The organism is Streptomyces sp. NPDC093097, assembly GCF_044754325.1.
GTDB lineage: Bacteria > Actinomycetota > Actinomycetes > Streptomycetales > Streptomycetaceae > Streptomyces.
Genome location: NZ_JBIVOW010000010.1, coordinates 271,919 through 287,856, shown reverse-complemented (window position 1 = coordinate 287,856; position 15,938 = coordinate 271,919). Strand labels below are relative to the sequence as shown.

The 15,938-nt window shown below is 75.1% G+C and carries 13 protein-coding genes; 6 read left to right on the top strand and 7 right to left on the bottom strand.

All coding sequences use genetic code 11. The features are described 5' to 3' along the window. Nucleotides 1-73: 73 nt before the first annotated feature. The 3 genes from ACIQE0_RS19775 to ACIQE0_RS19765 all read right to left on the bottom strand — a co-directional run bounded on the left by ACIQE0_RS19775 (nt 74) and on the right by ACIQE0_RS19765 (nt 3,275). Complete coding sequence (locus ACIQE0_RS19775) at nt 74-1,597, bottom strand: phytoene desaturase family protein (protein ID WP_402333743.1); 1,524 nt, start codon at nt 1,595-1,597, stop codon at nt 74-76. A gap of 115 nt (nt 1,598-1,712) precedes the next feature. Then, the gene (locus ACIQE0_RS19770) at nt 1,713-2,339 is read right to left on the bottom strand and encodes a DUF4126 domain-containing protein (RefSeq protein WP_384104871.1); all 627 of its coding nucleotides are present in this window, start codon (nt 2,337-2,339) and stop codon (nt 1,713-1,715) included. Nucleotides 2,340-2,660: 321 nt separating this feature from the next. Next, nucleotides 2,661-3,275: a TetR family transcriptional regulator gene (locus ACIQE0_RS19765; RefSeq protein ID WP_366331735.1), complete on the bottom strand. Its 615-nt coding sequence runs from the start codon at nt 3,273-3,275 to the stop codon at nt 2,661-2,663. Between the two features lie 352 nt (nt 3,276-3,627). Here ACIQE0_RS19765 and ACIQE0_RS19760 point away from each other — a divergent pair, with 352 nt between their 5' ends. From ACIQE0_RS19760 to ACIQE0_RS19750, 3 genes are all read left to right on the top strand, one after another. After that, on the top strand, nt 3,628-4,176 hold the full coding sequence (locus tag ACIQE0_RS19760) for an SAV_6107 family HEPN domain-containing protein (protein WP_402333740.1): 549 nt from the start codon (nt 3,628-3,630) through the stop codon (nt 4,174-4,176). Nucleotides 4,177-4,281: 105 nt separating this feature from the next. Then, the gene (locus tag ACIQE0_RS19755) at nt 4,282-5,037 is read left to right on the top strand and encodes a methyltransferase (protein WP_402333737.1); all 756 of its coding nucleotides are present in this window, start codon (nt 4,282-4,284) and stop codon (nt 5,035-5,037) included. Between the two features lie 461 nt (nt 5,038-5,498). Then, complete coding sequence (locus ACIQE0_RS19750; protein WP_402333734.1) at nt 5,499-5,897, top strand: DUF3040 domain-containing protein; 399 nt, start codon at nt 5,499-5,501, stop codon at nt 5,895-5,897. A 301-nt stretch (nt 5,898-6,198) separates the two neighbouring features. Here the strand turns inward: ACIQE0_RS19750 and ACIQE0_RS19745 are convergent, their stop codons facing one another. The 4 genes from ACIQE0_RS19745 to ACIQE0_RS19730 form a co-directional block, all read right to left on the bottom strand. Then, nucleotides 6,199-8,616, bottom strand: a complete 2,418-nt coding sequence (locus ACIQE0_RS19745; protein ID WP_402333731.1) for a transglutaminaseTgpA domain-containing protein — start codon at nt 8,614-8,616, stop codon at nt 6,199-6,201. Beyond that, nucleotides 8,613-9,977 (bottom strand): DUF58 domain-containing protein, encoded by a 1,365-nt coding sequence (locus tag ACIQE0_RS19740; protein ID WP_402333728.1) that lies wholly within the window; start codon nt 9,975-9,977, stop codon nt 8,613-8,615. The genes ACIQE0_RS19745 and ACIQE0_RS19740 overlap by 4 nt, the downstream gene beginning before the upstream one ends. After that, complete coding sequence (locus tag ACIQE0_RS19735; RefSeq protein WP_366331741.1) at nt 9,977-11,002, bottom strand: MoxR family ATPase; 1,026 nt, start codon at nt 11,000-11,002, stop codon at nt 9,977-9,979. Before ACIQE0_RS19735 ends, ACIQE0_RS19740 begins: the two co-directional genes overlap by 1 nt. Nucleotides 11,003-11,255: 253 nt before the next feature. Then, on the bottom strand, nt 11,256-11,813 hold the full coding sequence (locus ACIQE0_RS19730; RefSeq protein WP_384104853.1) for a beta-class carbonic anhydrase: 558 nt from the start codon (nt 11,811-11,813) through the stop codon (nt 11,256-11,258). 410 nt (nt 11,814-12,223) lie between these two features. On the opposite strand from ACIQE0_RS19730, the gene rsmH reads away from it, so the two are divergent. The 3 genes from rsmH to ACIQE0_RS19715 all read left to right on the top strand — a co-directional run bounded on the left by rsmH (nt 12,224) and on the right by ACIQE0_RS19715 (nt 15,933). Continuing rightward, nucleotides 12,224-13,183, top strand: coding sequence for a 16S rRNA (cytosine(1402)-N(4))-methyltransferase RsmH (gene rsmH, locus ACIQE0_RS19725; RefSeq protein WP_366331743.1), 960 nt, complete (start codon nt 12,224-12,226; stop codon nt 13,181-13,183). Next, entirely contained in the window at nt 13,180-13,845 is a 666-nt protein-coding gene (locus tag ACIQE0_RS19720) for a septum formation initiator family protein (protein WP_402333725.1), read from the top strand. The genes rsmH and ACIQE0_RS19720 overlap by 4 nt, the downstream gene beginning before the upstream one ends. Before the next feature lie 114 nt (nt 13,846-13,959). Continuing rightward, complete coding sequence (locus ACIQE0_RS19715) at nt 13,960-15,933, top strand: peptidoglycan D,D-transpeptidase FtsI family protein (protein WP_402333722.1); 1,974 nt, start codon at nt 13,960-13,962, stop codon at nt 15,931-15,933. Nucleotides 15,934-15,938: the final 5 nt, after the last annotated feature.

Genomic DNA, 15,938 nt, shown 5'->3' with positions numbered 1-15,938 from the left:
CCGCCGCCGGAGCCCGACTGCCGCCGCGGCGGCCCGAGTTAGGCCATGGCTCCGCGATGTCAGGGGCGCGGTCTCACTCCGAGCCGTGCCAGTCGTCGCCGTTCACGATCAGGCCCGCGACGAGCGCCCCGGACATCCCCGCGTGCGCCGGCCCGCCGCCGGGGTGGGACCAGCCGCCGACGGCGTAGAGCCCGGGTATGCGGGTGCGGTTGCCGGGCCGCAGGAAGCGCCCCTCCTGGCCCGCCAGGGCCGGGCCCGGCACCAGCGCGCCCTCGGCCGGCGGCAGCACCTCCCGCCACAGCACCCGCTCGCGCAGGCCCGGCACGGCAGCCTCGGCGCCGGCGACCAGCTCGTCCGCGGCCCGCTCCAGCGCCTCGGGGGCCGACCAGTCGACCGGGCCGTGCGGGGCGACGGTGGCGGTGAGGGTCACCGCCTGGTGGTCGTCGTCGGGCCGCGTCGTGGGGTCGTCGGGGCGCAGCACCGTCACCGTCGGGCGGGCACAGGGCGTCCGCGGACCGGGCCCGTCGCCGAAGACGCCGGCCAGCTCCGCGGCGCGGTCCGCGGCGTGGACCACCGTGCGGTGCACCGCGTCCGCCGGGCGGGCGCCGCGCAGGCCCAGACAGACCGTCAGCCGCGCCGGGGCCCGCTCGTCCGGCCCCGGGGCCGGACGGACGTCGCCGTCGCCCCAGGGCGCGCGGCCCGCGCAGAGCCCGGGCAGCCGGACCGGGTCGACACCCGCGACCACGAACTCCGCCTCGACCACCCGCCCGTCGGCCAGCTCCACCCCCGCGGCCCGGCCGTCCTTCTCCAGGATCCCGGTCACCTCGGCCCCGAAGGTGAACTCCACCGTGCGGGCCCGGCAGCGCTCGTACAGCGCCTCGGCCAGCGCCCGCATCCCGCCGCGTACGTACCAACTGCCGAAGGTCTGCTCCATGTACGGCAGCACGGCCGCGCTCGCCGGGGCGGTGCGCGGATCGAAGCCGTAGGCCAGGGCGTGGCTCTCCAGCAGGGCGACCAGCCGGGGATCGGCGAGCTCGCGCCGGGCGACCTCGGCGAGGGTGGCCGTGGTCGGGCCCTTGCCGCCGCGCAGTCCGAACAGCCCGCGCCGGCGCAGCGCCGGATACGGATCGCGCCCCAGCACCTGCCAGTCCGCCCACAGCGGCTCCTCCAGGAGCGGCCGGCGGGTGGCGTCCCACGCCTCGCGGGCGCGCACCAGCAGGTCGCTCCAGCGCTCGCCGACGCCCGCGCCCAGCGCCTCGTCCAGGGCGGCGAGGACGCCGGCGCGCGAGGCGTTCGGCAGCGTCGCGGTGGTGCCGTCGGCGAAGACGTGCCGGCCGGCCGGATCGACCTGGGTGAGCTCGACGCAGCGCTCCAGCGGCTCGCGGCCGGTCTTGACGAACAGATCGCGGTAGACCGCCGGCAGATGCAGCAGTCCGGGCCCCGTGTCGAAGGCGAAGCCGTCCCGCTCGAACCGGCCCAGCGCGCCGCCGTACGTCGCACCGCGCTCGAACACCGCCACCCGGTGGCCCGCAACGGCCAGCCGGGCGGCGGCCGCCATGGCGCCCATCCCGGCGCCGATCACCGCAATCCCTGCCATGCCTGCGACTGTATCCGGCGGCACTGACAACGCCCGCCCGTCGCCCCCGAAACCGCAGGTGGGGGCGGTTCGTACCGCTGCGGCCCGGCCGGTGCCCGGTCCGCCCGCGAGCGGCTCAGCCGGCCGGCGGCGCGGTGCTCCCGGTCGTGGCGGCGGCCGGCTGCCGGGCCGCGCGCCGTTCCCGCCGGCGCCGCAGGTACCGGCGGATCCGCGACCACAGGAAGACCACCACCGCGATCCCCGCGACCAGCAGCACCGCCGCCAGGCCCGCCGCGATCCACGGGTGGAACAGCGCGAACGCGACGATCCCGGCGACCCCCAGGTCCTCCGCCAGGCTCAGCACGATGTTGCTGGCCGGCTCCGGGGAGGTGTTGACCGCGATCCGGGTGCCCGCCTTGACCAGATGGCTCACCAGCGCCGTGGAGCCGCCCACGGCGCCCGCGGCGAGCTGCGGCAGCGACCCGTCGTGCCCGGCCAGCAGCGCCGCCACCACCCCGCCGGCGATCGGCCGGATCACCGTGTGCACGGTGTCCCAGACCGAGTCCACGTACGGGATCTTGTCGGCGACCGCCTCGGCCAGGAAGAGCACCCCCGCGACGATCAGCACATCGGGGCGCTCCAGCGCGGCGGGGACCTCGTCGGAGACACCGGTCGCGCCGAGCAGGCCGAGGAGCAGGACGACGGCGTAGGCGTTGATCCCGCTCGCCCAGCCGCTGGTGAAGACCAAGGGAAGTACGGACACCCGGCCGATCGTAGGGGGTCCGCGGGCCCGGCGCCGGTGCTCTGGGGCGGGGTGCTCAGCTTTGAGTATCCGTACTCAGACGCCGAGATGAGTAGGTACGCGGATGGGACGGCACCGGCCGGGACGGAAGAGTAGGGGCCACGGAAGGGACGCGGCACCGCACCGCCGACACGGGGCGGCGGAGCGGAGTGGCTCCCGGACGGTACGGGGGAGTGACGGGGGACGGCGCTGCCCTGGTCGGATCGGATGGGGGAACGATCCGTGCCAGGGCAGCGCTCATGTGCGCCCGGCCCCCGGGGGCGCCGGGCGGGCCGCCCGCCCTCAGGCGGAGTGGCCGGTGACCCGCCCCTGGAGGAGCCGCGACAGCGCCGCGTGCACGTCGTCGATCGACCGGTCCGGCTGGTACGACTGCCAGTCCAGGGCGGCCACCAGGACCATGCCGAACAGCGCCGAGGCGGTCAGCGGGATGTCGATCTCCTCGCTCAGCTCCCCGCTGGTCACCGCCTCCCGCAGTACGCCCTCCACCACCGTGATGGCCCGCTGCCGCACCACCATGAGCGTGGACTGCCAGGCCCGGTTGGTGCGCCACAGCTCGGCGACGTAGAGCTGGGTGAGGGCCGGGTAACGGGCGATGAAGTCCAGCCCGGCCCGGATCATCGCGTCCAGCGCGTCGATCCGGCTGCCGCCCCGGTCGGTGACCTCGTCGGCGGCCGTCTGGAGGGAGGTCGCCAGCAGCTCGATGCCGTGCCGCAGCAGCTCCTCGAAGAGGACGTTCTTGCTCGCGAAGTTGTAGTACACGGTGCCCTTCGCGACCCCCGCCCGTTCGGCGATCTCGTCCACCGTGGTGGAGGAGAAGCCCTGTTCGGCGATGAGCGTGACCGCGGCCTCGAAGAGCTTGCGCCGGGTCGCGTCGCGGCGTGTGTGGGAGCTGTCCATAGGGGCGATTGTGCCGGTTGCGCCGGATCGGTGCGTGATGCGTGGCGTCTTGGGCAGGGCGCCGGCGGTCGACGGGCCGTAGTTCACCGGGTTCGACTCCGGGTGGCGGTCCTTCCTGCGCACCACCTGGCGACCCTGCGCCGCCGGGGAGGCCATTTCGAGCGTCCCGAGGGCGAACGCCGCCAGCGCCGCGCTGCCGCGCCGTCCGGGCGCCGGGTCGCCGACCCGCTGTCCGTTTTCCCGGGAAACCGCAGGTCACGACCGATTGTCAGTGGTGTGCCGCACGATGGGCGCATACGGTCCGCATCGTCACGCCGCTCCCCAAGTGGCGTGCGACGACAGGAGGTTCGTCATGGCAGCTCGTCCCGCCGCGGGCAGCTCCGCGGCGTACGGTCCCCCGAGCGATGTCCACCCCGTCCCGCGCCGGGCGGCGGCCCCGCCCGCCGCCCTCGCCCTGCTCGCCAAGGCCCGGCACGGCCTCGACGAGGCCGCCGTCCTGGAATCCGCCAACGAACGGTTCGCCACCGCGCACCTGGCCGCGCTGCGCACCGCGGCCGCGGTCCTCGCCGTGCGCGCCCGGCCGGCGGCCACCGCGCACCGTGGCCGCGGGCCCGCCGCCCGGCGAGGCCGTGGCGCAGGCATCCGAAGCGCCTGGGAGCTGCTCCCCGAGGTCGCTCCCGAACTCACCGAGTGGAGCGCCCTGTTCGCGGCCGGTGCCGCCCGCCGGGCCAGGGCCGAGGCCGGCATGACGGGCGCGGCGAGCCACCGCGACGCCGACGACCTCCTCAGGGACGCCGGGATGTTCCTCCGCCTGGTCGAGCGGATGCTGCGGCGGCATCCGGCGCCGCCCCCGCAGCGGGCCGGGGACCCGCCCCGCGAGGGCTGGGACCGGGCCGGCTGACCGCGCGACCTGCTGCGCTGCGCAGGCCCGGCGCGGCACCGGGCGGAATACGGAATAGGGTGGTGAGCGACTGGATGTTCATGCCCCGCCGAGGAGCCACCCACCGTGTCTGACCCGCTGCGCCCGCGCGCCTCCCTTCGTACCGCCGTGGTCTGGGACGTCCTCAAGGACGCCCTGGACCGCAGGGTCAAGGCCGCCGGGCGCGACGCCCTGGACGTCCTCGACACCGGCGGCGGCAGCGGCAACTTCGCCGTTCCGGTCGCCCGCCTCGGCCACCGCGTCACCGTCGTCGACCCCAGCCCCAACGCCCTCTTCGCCCTGGAGCGCCGGGCCGCCGAGGCCGGGGTCGCCGACCGGATCCGCGGCGTCCAGGGCGATGCCCACGGCCTGTTCGAGGTCGTCGAGCGCGGCGGCTACGACGCGGTGCTCTGCCATGGCGTGCTGGAGTACGTCGACGATCCCGCCGAGGGCCTGCGCAACGCCGTCGACGCGCTGCGCCCCGCCGGCACCCTCAGCCTGCTCGCCGCCGGCCTGGGCGGCGCGGTCCTCGCCCGCGCCCTGGCCGGCCACTTCACCGAGGCCCACCGGGCCCTCACTGACCCCGCGGGCCGCTGGGGCGAGGGCGACCCGATGCCCCGCCGGTTCACCGCCGAGCAGCTGACCGACCTGGTCACCGCCACCGGCCTCCAGGTCGGCTCGATCCACGGCGTGCGGGTCTTCGCCGACCTCGTCCCCGGCGTCCTGGTCGACACCGAGCCCGGCGCCGTCGACGCCCTGCGGAAGCTGGAGGCCGCCGCGGCCGAGCAGCCCGCTTTCCACTCCGTCGCCACCCAGCTGCACGTCCTCGCCGAACGGGACTGACCGCGCACCGCGCAGCCGGCACCGGGCTTCCCGAGCCGTACCGCGCCGCGGCCGTCGGAGCGCACCCGCGCTCCCGGCCGCGGACCGGTCCGCGCCCCCGGTCCGTCGTCCCGCTCCCTGCCTCCGCCCGGTGCCTGCGCACGCGGGGCGGTGCGGCACGGGGCGGGACCCGGTTCGGCGCCCGGAAGCACCGCGTACCGGGCCCCGGCGGCGCCCGCGGGCACCGCGTGCGGTCGACCACAGGCCACCCGAACAGCAGCTTCGCCCCGTATGATCGGGGTACGACGTTCCGGCATGCCGGACTGGCGGGTGGGGAATGCAGCCAGCATCACCATCGGCCGCCGCGGCGGTACGGACGGTGAATTGGCGTAGAGGGGCGGGTTTCACGGGGGCGATTCCCTGCCTATCCTGAAAGGGTCGCACCCGGTCGCTCCCCCGCGACCGACGAGTAGGAGGACTCCGTGCCGCTCTCGGAGCACGAGCAGCGCATGCTCGAGCAGATGGAGCGAGCGCTGTACGCCGAAGATCCCAAGTTCGCGACAGCGCTTGAGGGAAGCGGGCTGCGCACGTACACCCGGCGACGGGTCTACCAAGCGGTCGTGGGCTTCCTGGTGGGTATCGCCCTGCTCATGGCCGGCATGGTCGCCCAGCTGATCTGGGTCAGTGTCGTCGGCTTCCTCGTCATGCTCGGCTGCGCCGTGCTGGCCGTCACCGGCTGGCGCAAGGCTCCCAAGCCCGGCGACGGCGCCCGGGGGCCGGGCGGAGCGCAGGCCCGCCGCCAGGCCAGGTCGCGGCGTTCGATGATGGACCGCATCGAGGACCGCTGGCAGCGCCGCCGCGACGAGCAGCAGGGTCACTGACCACCGGCTCACACGCCCGGAATCGGCCAAGTTCTCCGCAACGGACCGGGACGACGCCGCTCTTGGCGGGATGCATTCCCGTGGTGCTGCCGCTGCAAGGTGAGGTCGGTCCGCTTCACGTCTGAGTTTCGAGGTGCGGCCCCCGAGAGATCGGGGGCCGCACCTTTTGCGTGCGCGGCACTCCCCCGTGCACTCCCGCGGCCCGCGCATGGGTCGGGCAGGTGCGGGGACCGCGTAGGCGTGGGGGCCGGGCTCGGGGCTGCGCCGGAAGCCCCGAGCCCAGCCCCGCCGGCCTGTTTGCCTACGCCCGCTCGCCGCGTCGCCGGCTCGCCGTACGCAGGGCGGCCGCCCTGCGTCGGGCCGCGGCCACCGGGCGGTTGTGCCGGCAGCGCAGCCGGAGCGCCGACCATCGGGCCGCGGCGGCCCAGCGGAGGCGGGCGGCGGAGCGCGGGGCGAACCGGGCGCGCAGCCGCAGCGCGCGGGGCGCGCCGTCCCGCAGGCCCGCGTGCACCTGCCGGACGTCCGCGGCGAGCCCGGCCGCCGGGGCCGGCTGCGGGGCGTAGAGGGCCTGCTCGACCGCCGTGGCGATGCGCCGGGCGGCGTCCGCGGCCTCCGGCGGCAGATTCCCGGTGCGGATGATCCGGGCGGCCGCCGTGCGCGGGGTCAGCGACTCGTCCGGGACGATGCCGTGGTCCCAGCCGGTGTCCAGGAGTTCCTGCCAGACGGCGAGGGTGTGCGCCGTGGGGTCGGCGCCCGGGCCGCCGCCCGCCAGCCGCCGGGTGCGGACCCGGGCCCGCCACAGCAGCGGGACCGCGGGCAGCGCCACGACCAGCAGCGCGGCGAGGGCACCCAGCGCGAGCGTCCAGGGCGCGGGGCCGTCGCCCGGCGGGGTGGCGGGCGGTATCGAGGCGACGGCCACGCAGCCGGGGCCCTTCCGTCGCTCGCCCGGGCCGCACGACGGGGCCGTGGGCGGCCCGGCCGAGGGCATCGTGGACGGAGCCGGTGCACGGTCCGGGCCGCCGGGGCCGGTGGGCTGCGCCGCGTCCGGATAGGCGTAGTCGGGGACGGTGCCGCGGCTCGGGGTCGGCTCGAAGCGGGTCCAGCCGACGCCCTGAAAATACAGCTCGGGCCAGGCGTGCGCGTCCTTCAGGCCCACCGATGTGGTGCCGTCGGGCTGCCGGGTGCCCGGCGTGAAGCCGACCGCGACCCGGGCCGGGATGCCCAGCGTGCGGGCCATCGCCGCCATGGAGAACGAGAAGTGGACGCAGAAGCCCTCCTTGTCCGCCAGGAAACGGGCTATCGCCTCGGTGCCGCTGCCGGCCCGGACCTCGGTGTTGTAGCTGAAGCCGCCGTAGAGGGCGAACCAGTCCTGGATCTTGACGGCCTCGTCGTACGCGGTGCGGGCGCCGCGGGTGACCTGGCGGGCGGTGGTGCGGACGATGGCCGGGAGGGAGTCCGGCACCTTGGTGTACTCGCTCCGCAGCGCGGCGGGCGGCGGCGGGGCCGAGGCCAACTGGTGGGCGGTGGGCCGGACCTGGAGGCTTTCGACCTGGTATTGGAGGCCGTGGGTGTTCTGCCCGCGGTCGCCGACCAGGGTGCGGCCCTCGGGCTCGAAGCGCCAGCGGCCGGGGATGTCGACCTTGTCCGCCGGATAGGGGAGCGGCAGCCAGTTCTGCGCGTACCAAGGGGCGGTGGAGAAGGAGGTGTTGATCCGAGTGACGGACACGTCGGAGCTCAGGCCGGGCGGCCGGGGCAGCTCGGCGGGGACGTCGGTGACCGTGCGCTCGGAGGGCTTCCAGGCCGTGCCGTCGAACTGGTCCAGGGCGACGATCCGCAGATACATCTCGCGGGTGTCGGCCGCGGTCGTGCGGTAGTTGAGGACCTCGCGGTTCTCCGGTTGGTTGAGGCTGTCCTGGAGCGAGACCAGCGGATTGACCGCGGAGATGGTGCCGCCTCCGCCGCCCGGCCCGGTGCCGCCGGCGGCCGGGCCGAGCAGCCCGCCGCTCAGGGACGGCAGCGCGGCGGGCACCAGCAGCGCGATGCCCAGCGACAGGACGCCGATCCGGCGCCCCGTACGGATGCGTACCCGGCCGCCGCGGGCCTCTGCCCCACCGCTCGCCGGTGGGCCGCCGAACACCCGGCCCCACTGGGAGAGCCGGTCGCGGCCCTCGGCCAGCAGGAGCAGGAGGTAGCCGGCGGCCGCCACCAGGAACGACAGCCAGCCCGCGCCGCCCTGGGAGAGCCCGGCCGCCACCGAATACAGGGCGAGCAGCGGCAGTCCGGCCGGCGCCGCGCTGCGGTAGGTGACCGCCAGCGCGTCCACGATCAGGCCGATCAGCAGCACCCCGGAGACCAGCAGCAGCCGGATGCCGGGGGTGACCGGGGCCGGGATGGCGTACCGGCCGACGTCCCGCACCCCGTCCTGCGCCAGGCCGGCCAGGGTGGTGACGGTGTCCGGCCCCGGCAGCAGCCCGGCTATCGCGTGATCGCGGGCGAACACCACGGTCAGCAGCAGTACGGTCGCCAGCGCCTGCACGGCCACCGTCAGCGGCCGGGCCAGCGGGACCCGCCGGGCCAGCGCGCCCACCGCCGTCACCATCGCCAGCAAGAACGCCGCCTGGAACAGCCAGGTGATCGGATCCACCAGCGGCAGCAGCGCGCATCCGGCGCACAGCGTCGCCGCCATCGATCCCAGCGCCAGCCGCGCCCGCCCGCTCATGCGCCCGCCTCACATCGTCCGGAAGCGCCGGCTCCACTCTGCCCGGGGACGGACCCGGCCGGTGCCGTCCCCGGCTGGCCCGCCGCCCGCCACAGATCGGCCAGCGCGGCCCCCGGCGCCACCGGCAGTGCCGTCCAGCCCGCCTCGCGCAGCATCCGCAGCCGCTCGGCCGTCTGCGGCCGACCGCGGGAGAGGCGGATCCCGCCGGGCCCCCGGGACCAGGCGTCGCCGTCCAGGACGAAGGCGACCGCGGTGGCGCTGCGCCGGCGGATCCGGCCGGCCAGTGCGGCCTGCTGCTCGTCCAGCTCGCCGAAGAAGGCGATCAGCAGCCCTTCCGCGCCGTCGCACAGCACGCCGTACGCCGCGGCCAGGCTCTCCTCGGCGGAGTGCTCCACGGCGGCCAGGCTGTCCAGCAACAGGCCCGCGGTATCGGCGGATTCGCCGCCCTCCGGGCCGGGCACCGTGCTGCCGGTGTCGGTCAGCAGCCGCACCGAGAAGCCGCGCTCCAGCAGGTGCAGCGCGATCGAGGCGGCGCCGGCCACCGCCCATTCGAAGGCCGAGTCGGGCCCGGAACCGTCGTGGGCGGCGGCCCGGGTGTCCAGCAGGATCGTGCAGCGCGCCTTCTGCGGCTGCTCCTCGCGGCGGACCATCAGCTCGCCGTGCCGTGCGGTGGAGCGCCAGTGCACCCGGCGCAGATCGTCGCCGTGGCGGTAGCCGCGCGGAATGATGTCGTCCTCGCCGGCCAGCGCGAGCGTGCGGTGGCCGCCGTCGCCGTACCCGGCGGCCTCGCCGGCCAGCCGGACCGGGGGCAGCGGCTCGACGCGGGGCACCACCGTGAGCGTGTCGAAGGCGGTGAACGAGCGGGTCAGCTCGCACATGCCGAACGGGTCGGTCAGGCGCAGTTGCAGCGGCCCCAGCGGATAGCGGCCGCGCAGGTCGGACCGGACGCGGTAGGAGACCTCACGGCTGCCGCCGGGCTCGATCCGGTCCAGGACGAAGCGCGGCCGGGGCCCGAGGACGTAGGGGACGCGGTCCTGGAGCATCAGGACGCCGGTCGGCAGCCGGGAGACGTTCTCCACCCGGAGCCGGACCCGGGACTCGGCCGCCGCCGGCACCCGGGCGGGCGTGAGCGTGCGGCTGCCCGCGACGCGGTAGCGGGTGCGGTGCAGCACCAGGACGCACACCAGCGGCAGCGCGGCCAGCAGCAGTCCGACCCGCAGCAGCTCCGCCTGCCCCAGGAGGTACGCGCAGGCCGCGGCGGCCACCCCGGCCGCCAGGAACGACCGGCCGCGCGTCGTCATCCCCCCGAAGGCCGCGCGCAGTTGGCCCTGCTCCGGCGTCGTGCTCCCCCCGCCGGCCATCACACCCCCCGTGCGCCGGGCGGCTGCTGGCCGCGGGCCGGCTGCCGCCACTGCGGGGCGGACGCGTCCGGAACCGGGGTGCGCTGGACGATCTCCAGCACCACCTGCTCGGCCGTGCGGCGGTTCAACTGGGCCTGGGCGGTGGGCAGCAGGCGGTGCGCGAGCACCGCCACCGCCAGCGACTGCACATCGTCCGGCAGCGCGAACTCCCGCCCGGACAGGGCCGCCGCGGCCTTCGCGGCGCGCAGCAGATGCAGCGTCGCCCGGGGGGAGGCGCCGAGCCGCAGATCGGGATGGCTGCGGGTGGCCGACACGAGGTCGACGGCGTACCGCCGCACGCCCTCGGCGACATGGACGGCGCGCACCGCCTCGGTCAGCTTCACGATCTCGTGGGCGTGCGCCACCGGGCGCAGGGCGTCCAACGGGGAGGCGCCGCCGTGCACGTCGAGCATCTGCAACTCGGCCGCCGGGCTGGGGTAGCCGATCGACACCCGGGCCATGAAGCGGTCCCGCTGGGCCTCGGGGAGCGGGTAGGTGCCCTCCATCTCGACCGGGTTCTGCGTCGCGACGACCATGAAGGGGCTGGGCAGGGTGTAGGTCTGCCCGTCCATGGTGACCTGGCGCTCCTCCATGGACTCCAGCAACGCCGACTGGGTCTTGGGGGAGGCGCGGTTGATCTCGTCGCCGATCACGATCTGGGCGAAGATCGCGCCGGGCTTGAACTCGAAGTCCTGGCGCTGCTGGTCGTAGACGCTGACGCCGGTGATGTCCGACGGCAGCAGGTCGGGGGTGAACTGGATGCGCCGGACCGAGCAGTCGATGGACTTGGCCAGCGCCTTGGCGAGCATCGTCTTGCCGACGCCGGGCACGTCCTCGATGAGCAGGTGCCCCTCGGCCAGGAGGACGGTCAGCGCGAGCCGTACGACCTCCGGCTTGCCCTCGATCACGCCCTCCACCGACCGGTGCACCCGCCCGGCGGTGGTGGTCAGATCGGCAAGGCCCGCTCGCTCGTCATACGTCGTCACTCGGCTCTCCTCGGCCCGTCCCCGGGTGGCCGACGCCCCCTTGACGGACCCGGCCCTCCCCGCACGACATCCCGCCCGGCGGCGCCCGGCGCGATGTCACCTCCGCATTCTTGCCGCCCGCGCGGCCTCGCGTCATGGCCTGTGGATAACTCGCACCGTGCGATCCCGGCCAACCGGGCAGTCCTGGCGAAACGGGCGCGAAAACAAGTCAAGTACGGGACCCGCCGCCGGTCGCGGCGGGTCCCGGCGCAGGTCAGTCCTGCGGATCGATCTCGCGCAGCAGCCCCGTCGTCACATCGAACACGAAGCCGCGGACGTCGTCGGTGTGCAGCAGGAAGGGCGAGGTGCGCACCCGCTGCATGGACTGCCGGATGTCCTCGTCGAGGTCCTTGAACGCCTCGACCGCCCAGGTGGGCCGCTGGCCGACCTCGGCCGCCAGCTCGTGCCGGAAGTCCTCGGTCAGGCTGAGCAGACCGCAGTCGGTGTGGTGGATCAGGACGACCGACCGGGTACCGAGTGCCCGCTGGCTGATCGTCAGGGAACGGATGATGTCGTCCGTCACCACACCGCCGGCGTTGCGGATGGTGTGGCAGTCACCGAGCTCCAGGCCCAGCGCGGCATGCAGGTCGATGCGGGCGTCCATGCAGGCCACGACGGCGACCTTGAGCACCGGCCGGGCGTCCATCCCGGGGTCGGTGAAGGCGCCGGCGTAGTGCCGGTTCGCCTCGATGAGGCGGTCGGTCACCGTGGCGGTGGCGGCGGAGGTGCTGTCGGCGGACGGGGGGAGCGGCTGCGACGCAGGTATGGGCATGGATTCACGGTAATCGTTCATGGCTTGATCAGCCCCTCTGGCAGGTAGGCGGAGGGGGCAACGTCACACCTTGTGAGGTAGTCCACAGGTTGGGCGTCCCCATCGACAGCGGGAGGAAAACTCCGGGCGCACCGTGCGGGGGACGCGCGGAACCAGTTGATTGACCGGGAGGGCAGGTGGACTAAAGTGGCGCGAAGTGGGAGGCGTGACGCTCTCCTTGGATCCCGGATCCCTCGCGTGCGTGACCGTACGTACGGTTCGGCCTCCTCCCGCTCCACCGGTCATCCGACGTCACTTCCCCGTCGCCGGAGGGCCACTTCCCCTTCAGAGCGGGCGGGGACCAAGCGGTACGTGCGGCATCCCCCAGCCAACGGCCGGGGACCCACCTGCCGCCCACCATCGGAAGGCGCATGAGCAGCAATACTCGCCACGTACCCGTCATGCTCCAGCGGTGTCTGGACATGCTCGCTCCCGCGCTCGCCGAGCCCGGTGCGGTCGTCGTCGACTGCACCCTCGGCCTCGGCGGGCACAGCGAGGCGCTGCTCGCCACGTTCCCGCAGGCCCGGCTGGTCGCGCTGGACCGCGACCCGTCGGCGCTCCGCCTCGCCGGGGAGCGGCTGGCGCCTTACGGGGAGCGCGCCACCCTGGTGCACGCGGTCTACGACGAACTCCCCGAGGTCCTCGACCGGCTCGGACTGCCCAAGGTCCAGGCCGTCCTGTTCGACCTCGGCGTCTCCTCCATGCAGCTCGACGAGGCCGACCGCGGTTTCGCCTACGCCCAGGACGCCCCGCTCGACATGCGGATGGACCAGACGACCGGCATCAGCGCCGCCGAGGTCCTCAACACCTACGCGCCCGGTGAGCTGGTGCGGATCCTGCGCACCTACGGGGAGGAGAAGCAGGCCAAGCGGATCGTCGCGGCGGTGGTCCGGGAGCGGGAGAAGGAGCCGTTCACCAACAGCGCCCGGCTGGTCGAGCTGATCCGCGACGCGCTGCCGCAGGCCGCCAAGCGCACCGGTGGCAATCCGGCCAAGCGCACCTTCCAGGCGCTGCGCATCGAGGTCAACGGCGAGCTGGCGTGCGTCGAGCGGGCCGTCCCGGCCGCCGTGAAGGCGCTCGCGGTGGGCGGCCGGATCGCCGTCCTGGCGTACCACTCGCTGGAGGACCGGCTGGTCAAGCAGGTCTTCGCGGCCGGCGCCAGCAACACCGCGCCCCCCGGCCTGCCGGTGGTCCCCGAGCGCTACCAGCCCCGGCTCAAGCTGCTGACCCGCGGCGCCGAACTGCCCACGGAGGAGGAGGTCGCCGAGAACCGGCGCGCGGCCCCCGCCCGGCTGCGCGGCGCCGAGCGCATCCGCGAGGACATCGCGTGACCCGGCAGGGGGGCCGGACGGGCGGCAGATGGCGGCTGGCCGCGCTGCTGCCCTCCGCTCCCCGCACCGGCACCGCCGCGCGGACGCCGTTCGTGCTGCTGGTCGTGGTGCTGCTGGGCACCGGGCTGATCGGGCTGCTGCTGCTCAACTCAGCGCTCAACCAAGGGTCGTTCGAGCTGAGCAAGCTGGAGCGGAAGACCGGTGAGCTGACGGACGAGCAGCAGGCACTCCAGCAGGAGGTGGACGCCTACTCCGCGCCGGACGCACTGGCGCGGCGGGCCCGGAAGCTGGGCATGGTGCCCGGTGGCAACCCGGCGTTCCTGCTGCCGGACGGCACCGTCCGCGGTGTGCCGGGCCCGGTCTCGTCCACGGGCGCCGTACTGTCCGCGTCCGCCGGGCCGTCGCCGCTCGGCCCGGAGGGCACGCGGCCGACGGCCCAGGGGGGTGCCCCGGTGGCCGCGGTCCCGGTGGCCACGCCGCAGGCCCTGCCGATGCCGGCCGGCCCGCTCGCCCCTGGTGCCGCGGGGGTCCCGTCGTTCCCGGCCCCACCGGCGAGCCCCGCGCTGCCCGCCTCCGTCCGTACGCCCGCATCGCCCGTCGCGCCGGCCCCCGTCGGCGTGCCCGGGGCGGGCGGGTCCGCTCCGTCGGCCTCCGGCAGGTGATCCCGTGACGCCTCACCCCGCGCTCCGCGGCCGCGGTTCCACCGCCCCGGCCGGCCGTCCGCCCGGCACCGCGCGGTGCCCCGCCCGCCCCGTGCACGTCCGGGAGACCGCGGCATGACCCCGCCCCGGGACCCCCGCCGCGTGCCGCGCCCCGCCCGGTCCGGCGGCCGCCCGCCCGCCCGCCGCTCCGCCGCGCCCCGGACGCCCGCGGCCCGCCGGTCCGCCGGATCGGGCCGCCCCCGCTCGGCCGGCGGCCCGCTGCGGTCGGTCAGCCCGCGGCCCCGGCTGCGCCTGGTCGCGCTGGCGCTGACGCTGGTGATGCTGACCTTCGCCGTCCGGCTGGTGCAGGTGCAGGGCGTGGACGCCGCGGCCTATGCCGCCAAGGCCAACGAGAACCGCTACGTCCCGGTCAAACTGGCCGCCGAGCGCGGTGCGATCACCGACCGCAACGGAGTGGCCCTGGCCACCACCGTGGACGCGTACGACATCACCGCCGACCCGAGCCTGCTGGCGCCCGACAAGGTCAAGATCGACGACGCCCCGCAGCGGGCCGCCGCGCTGCTCGCGCCGATCCTCGGGGTGCCCCGGGAGACTCTCGCCGCCGATCTCGACCGGCCGAAATCCCGCTACGTCCTGCTCGCCCGCCAGCGCACCCCCCAGGTCTGGAAGAAGATCAAGGACCTCCGCAAGGAGCTGGACGCCAAGGCGGCCGCCGCCCCGAAGAGCGCCCCCCGCCCCAACGTCCTGGTCGGGATCTTCGCCGACAAGCACAGCAAGCGCGTCTACCCGGGCGGCGACCTCGCCGCCGGCGTCCTCGGCTTCATGAACAGCGAGGGCAAGGGGGCCGGCGGCCTGGAGGCCCGGCTCAACAAGGAGCTGGCCGGCAAGGACGGCAAGCTGGTCTACGCCCAGTCCGGCGGCCGCCGGGTGCCCACCGCCGACGCCCAGGAGCACCCCGCCGTCCCCGGCACCGACGTCCAGCTGACCCTCGACCGCGACATCCAGTGGGCCGCCCAACGGGCCATCAGCACACAGGTCGACACATCCGGGGCGGACCGCGGCTACGTCGTCGTCCAGGACACCCGCACCGGCCAGATCCTGGCGCTCGCCAACGCGCCCGGCTTCGACCCCAACGACCTGTCCAAGGCCAGCCCCCACTCCCTGGGCAATCCGGCCCTCAGCGATGCCTTCGAACCGGGCTCCACCAGCAAGCTGATGTCGATGGCGGCCGTCCTGGAGGAGGGCGCCGCGACCCCGTACACCCGGGTCACCGTGCCCAACCGGCTGCACCGCGGCGACCGGCTCTTCGCGGACGACATCGACCACGACACCTGGCACCTCACGCTCAACGGCGTGCTCGCCAAGTCCAGCAACATCGGCACCATCCTGGCCACCGGCCAACTGGGCACCACCCAGCCGCAGGCCAACCAGGTCCTCTACTCCTACCTGCGGAAATTCGGCATCGGCCGGCCCACCGGGCTCGACTTCCCCGGCGAGACCGACGGCATCCTGGCCAAGCCGCAGGACTGGAACACCTCGCAGCAGTACACCATCCCGTTCGGCCAGGGCCTGTCCCTCAACGCCGTCCAGGCCGCCTCCGTCTACTCCACGATCGCCAACGGCGGCGAGCGGATCGCCCCGAGCCTCGTCCGCGGCACCACCGGACCGGACGGCCACTACACCCCGGCCCCCGAGCCCGCCCGCAACCGCGTGGTGAGCAAGAAGACCGCCGCCACCCTGGCCACCATGCTGGAATCGGTGGTGAACGACCAGGAGGGCACCGGAGCCAGGGCGAAGATCGACGGGTACCGCGTCGGCGGCAAGACCGGCACCTCCAACCGGGTGGACCCGAAGACCGGCCGCTACCACGGCTACACCGCCTCCTTCGCCGGCTTCGCGCCCGCCGACAAGCCCCGCATCACCGTCTACTGCGCCGTGCAGAACCCCACCCGGGGCAGCTACTTCGGCGGCCAGGTCTGCGGCCCGGTATTCCAGCAGGTCATGGCGTTCGCACTGAAGACGCTCCAGGTTCCCCCGACCGGTGCGCAGCCGCCGAGGCTGCCGGTCACGTTCCAGCCAGGCGAATGAAATCG

What these genes read in the sequence shown, in the direction of transcription:
- ACIQE0_RS19775 (WP_402333743.1), bottom strand. Translation starts at nt 1,597, where the DNA reads ATGGCAGGGATTGCGGTGATCGGCGCCGGGATGGGCGCCATGGCGGCC.
- ACIQE0_RS19765 (WP_366331735.1), bottom strand. Translation starts at nt 3,275, where the DNA reads ATGGACAGCTCCCACACACGCCGCGACGCGACCCGGCGCAAGCTCTTC.
- ACIQE0_RS19760 (WP_402333740.1), top strand. Translation starts at nt 3,628, where the DNA reads ATGGCAGCTCGTCCCGCCGCGGGCAGCTCCGCGGCGTACGGTCCCCCG.
- ACIQE0_RS19745 (WP_402333731.1), bottom strand. Translation starts at nt 8,616, where the DNA reads ATGAGCGGGCGGGCGCGGCTGGCGCTGGGATCGATGGCGGCGACGCTG.
- ACIQE0_RS19740 (WP_402333728.1), bottom strand. Translation starts at nt 9,977, where the DNA reads ATGGCCGGCGGGGGGAGCACGACGCCGGAGCAGGGCCAACTGCGCGCG.
- ACIQE0_RS19730 (WP_384104853.1), bottom strand. Translation starts at nt 11,813, where the DNA reads ATGCCCATACCTGCGTCGCAGCCGCTCCCCCCGTCCGCCGACAGCACC.
- rsmH (WP_366331743.1), top strand. Translation starts at nt 12,224, where the DNA reads ATGAGCAGCAATACTCGCCACGTACCCGTCATGCTCCAGCGGTGTCTG.
- ACIQE0_RS19715 (WP_402333722.1), top strand. Translation starts at nt 13,960, where the DNA reads ATGACCCCGCCCCGGGACCCCCGCCGCGTGCCGCGCCCCGCCCGGTCC.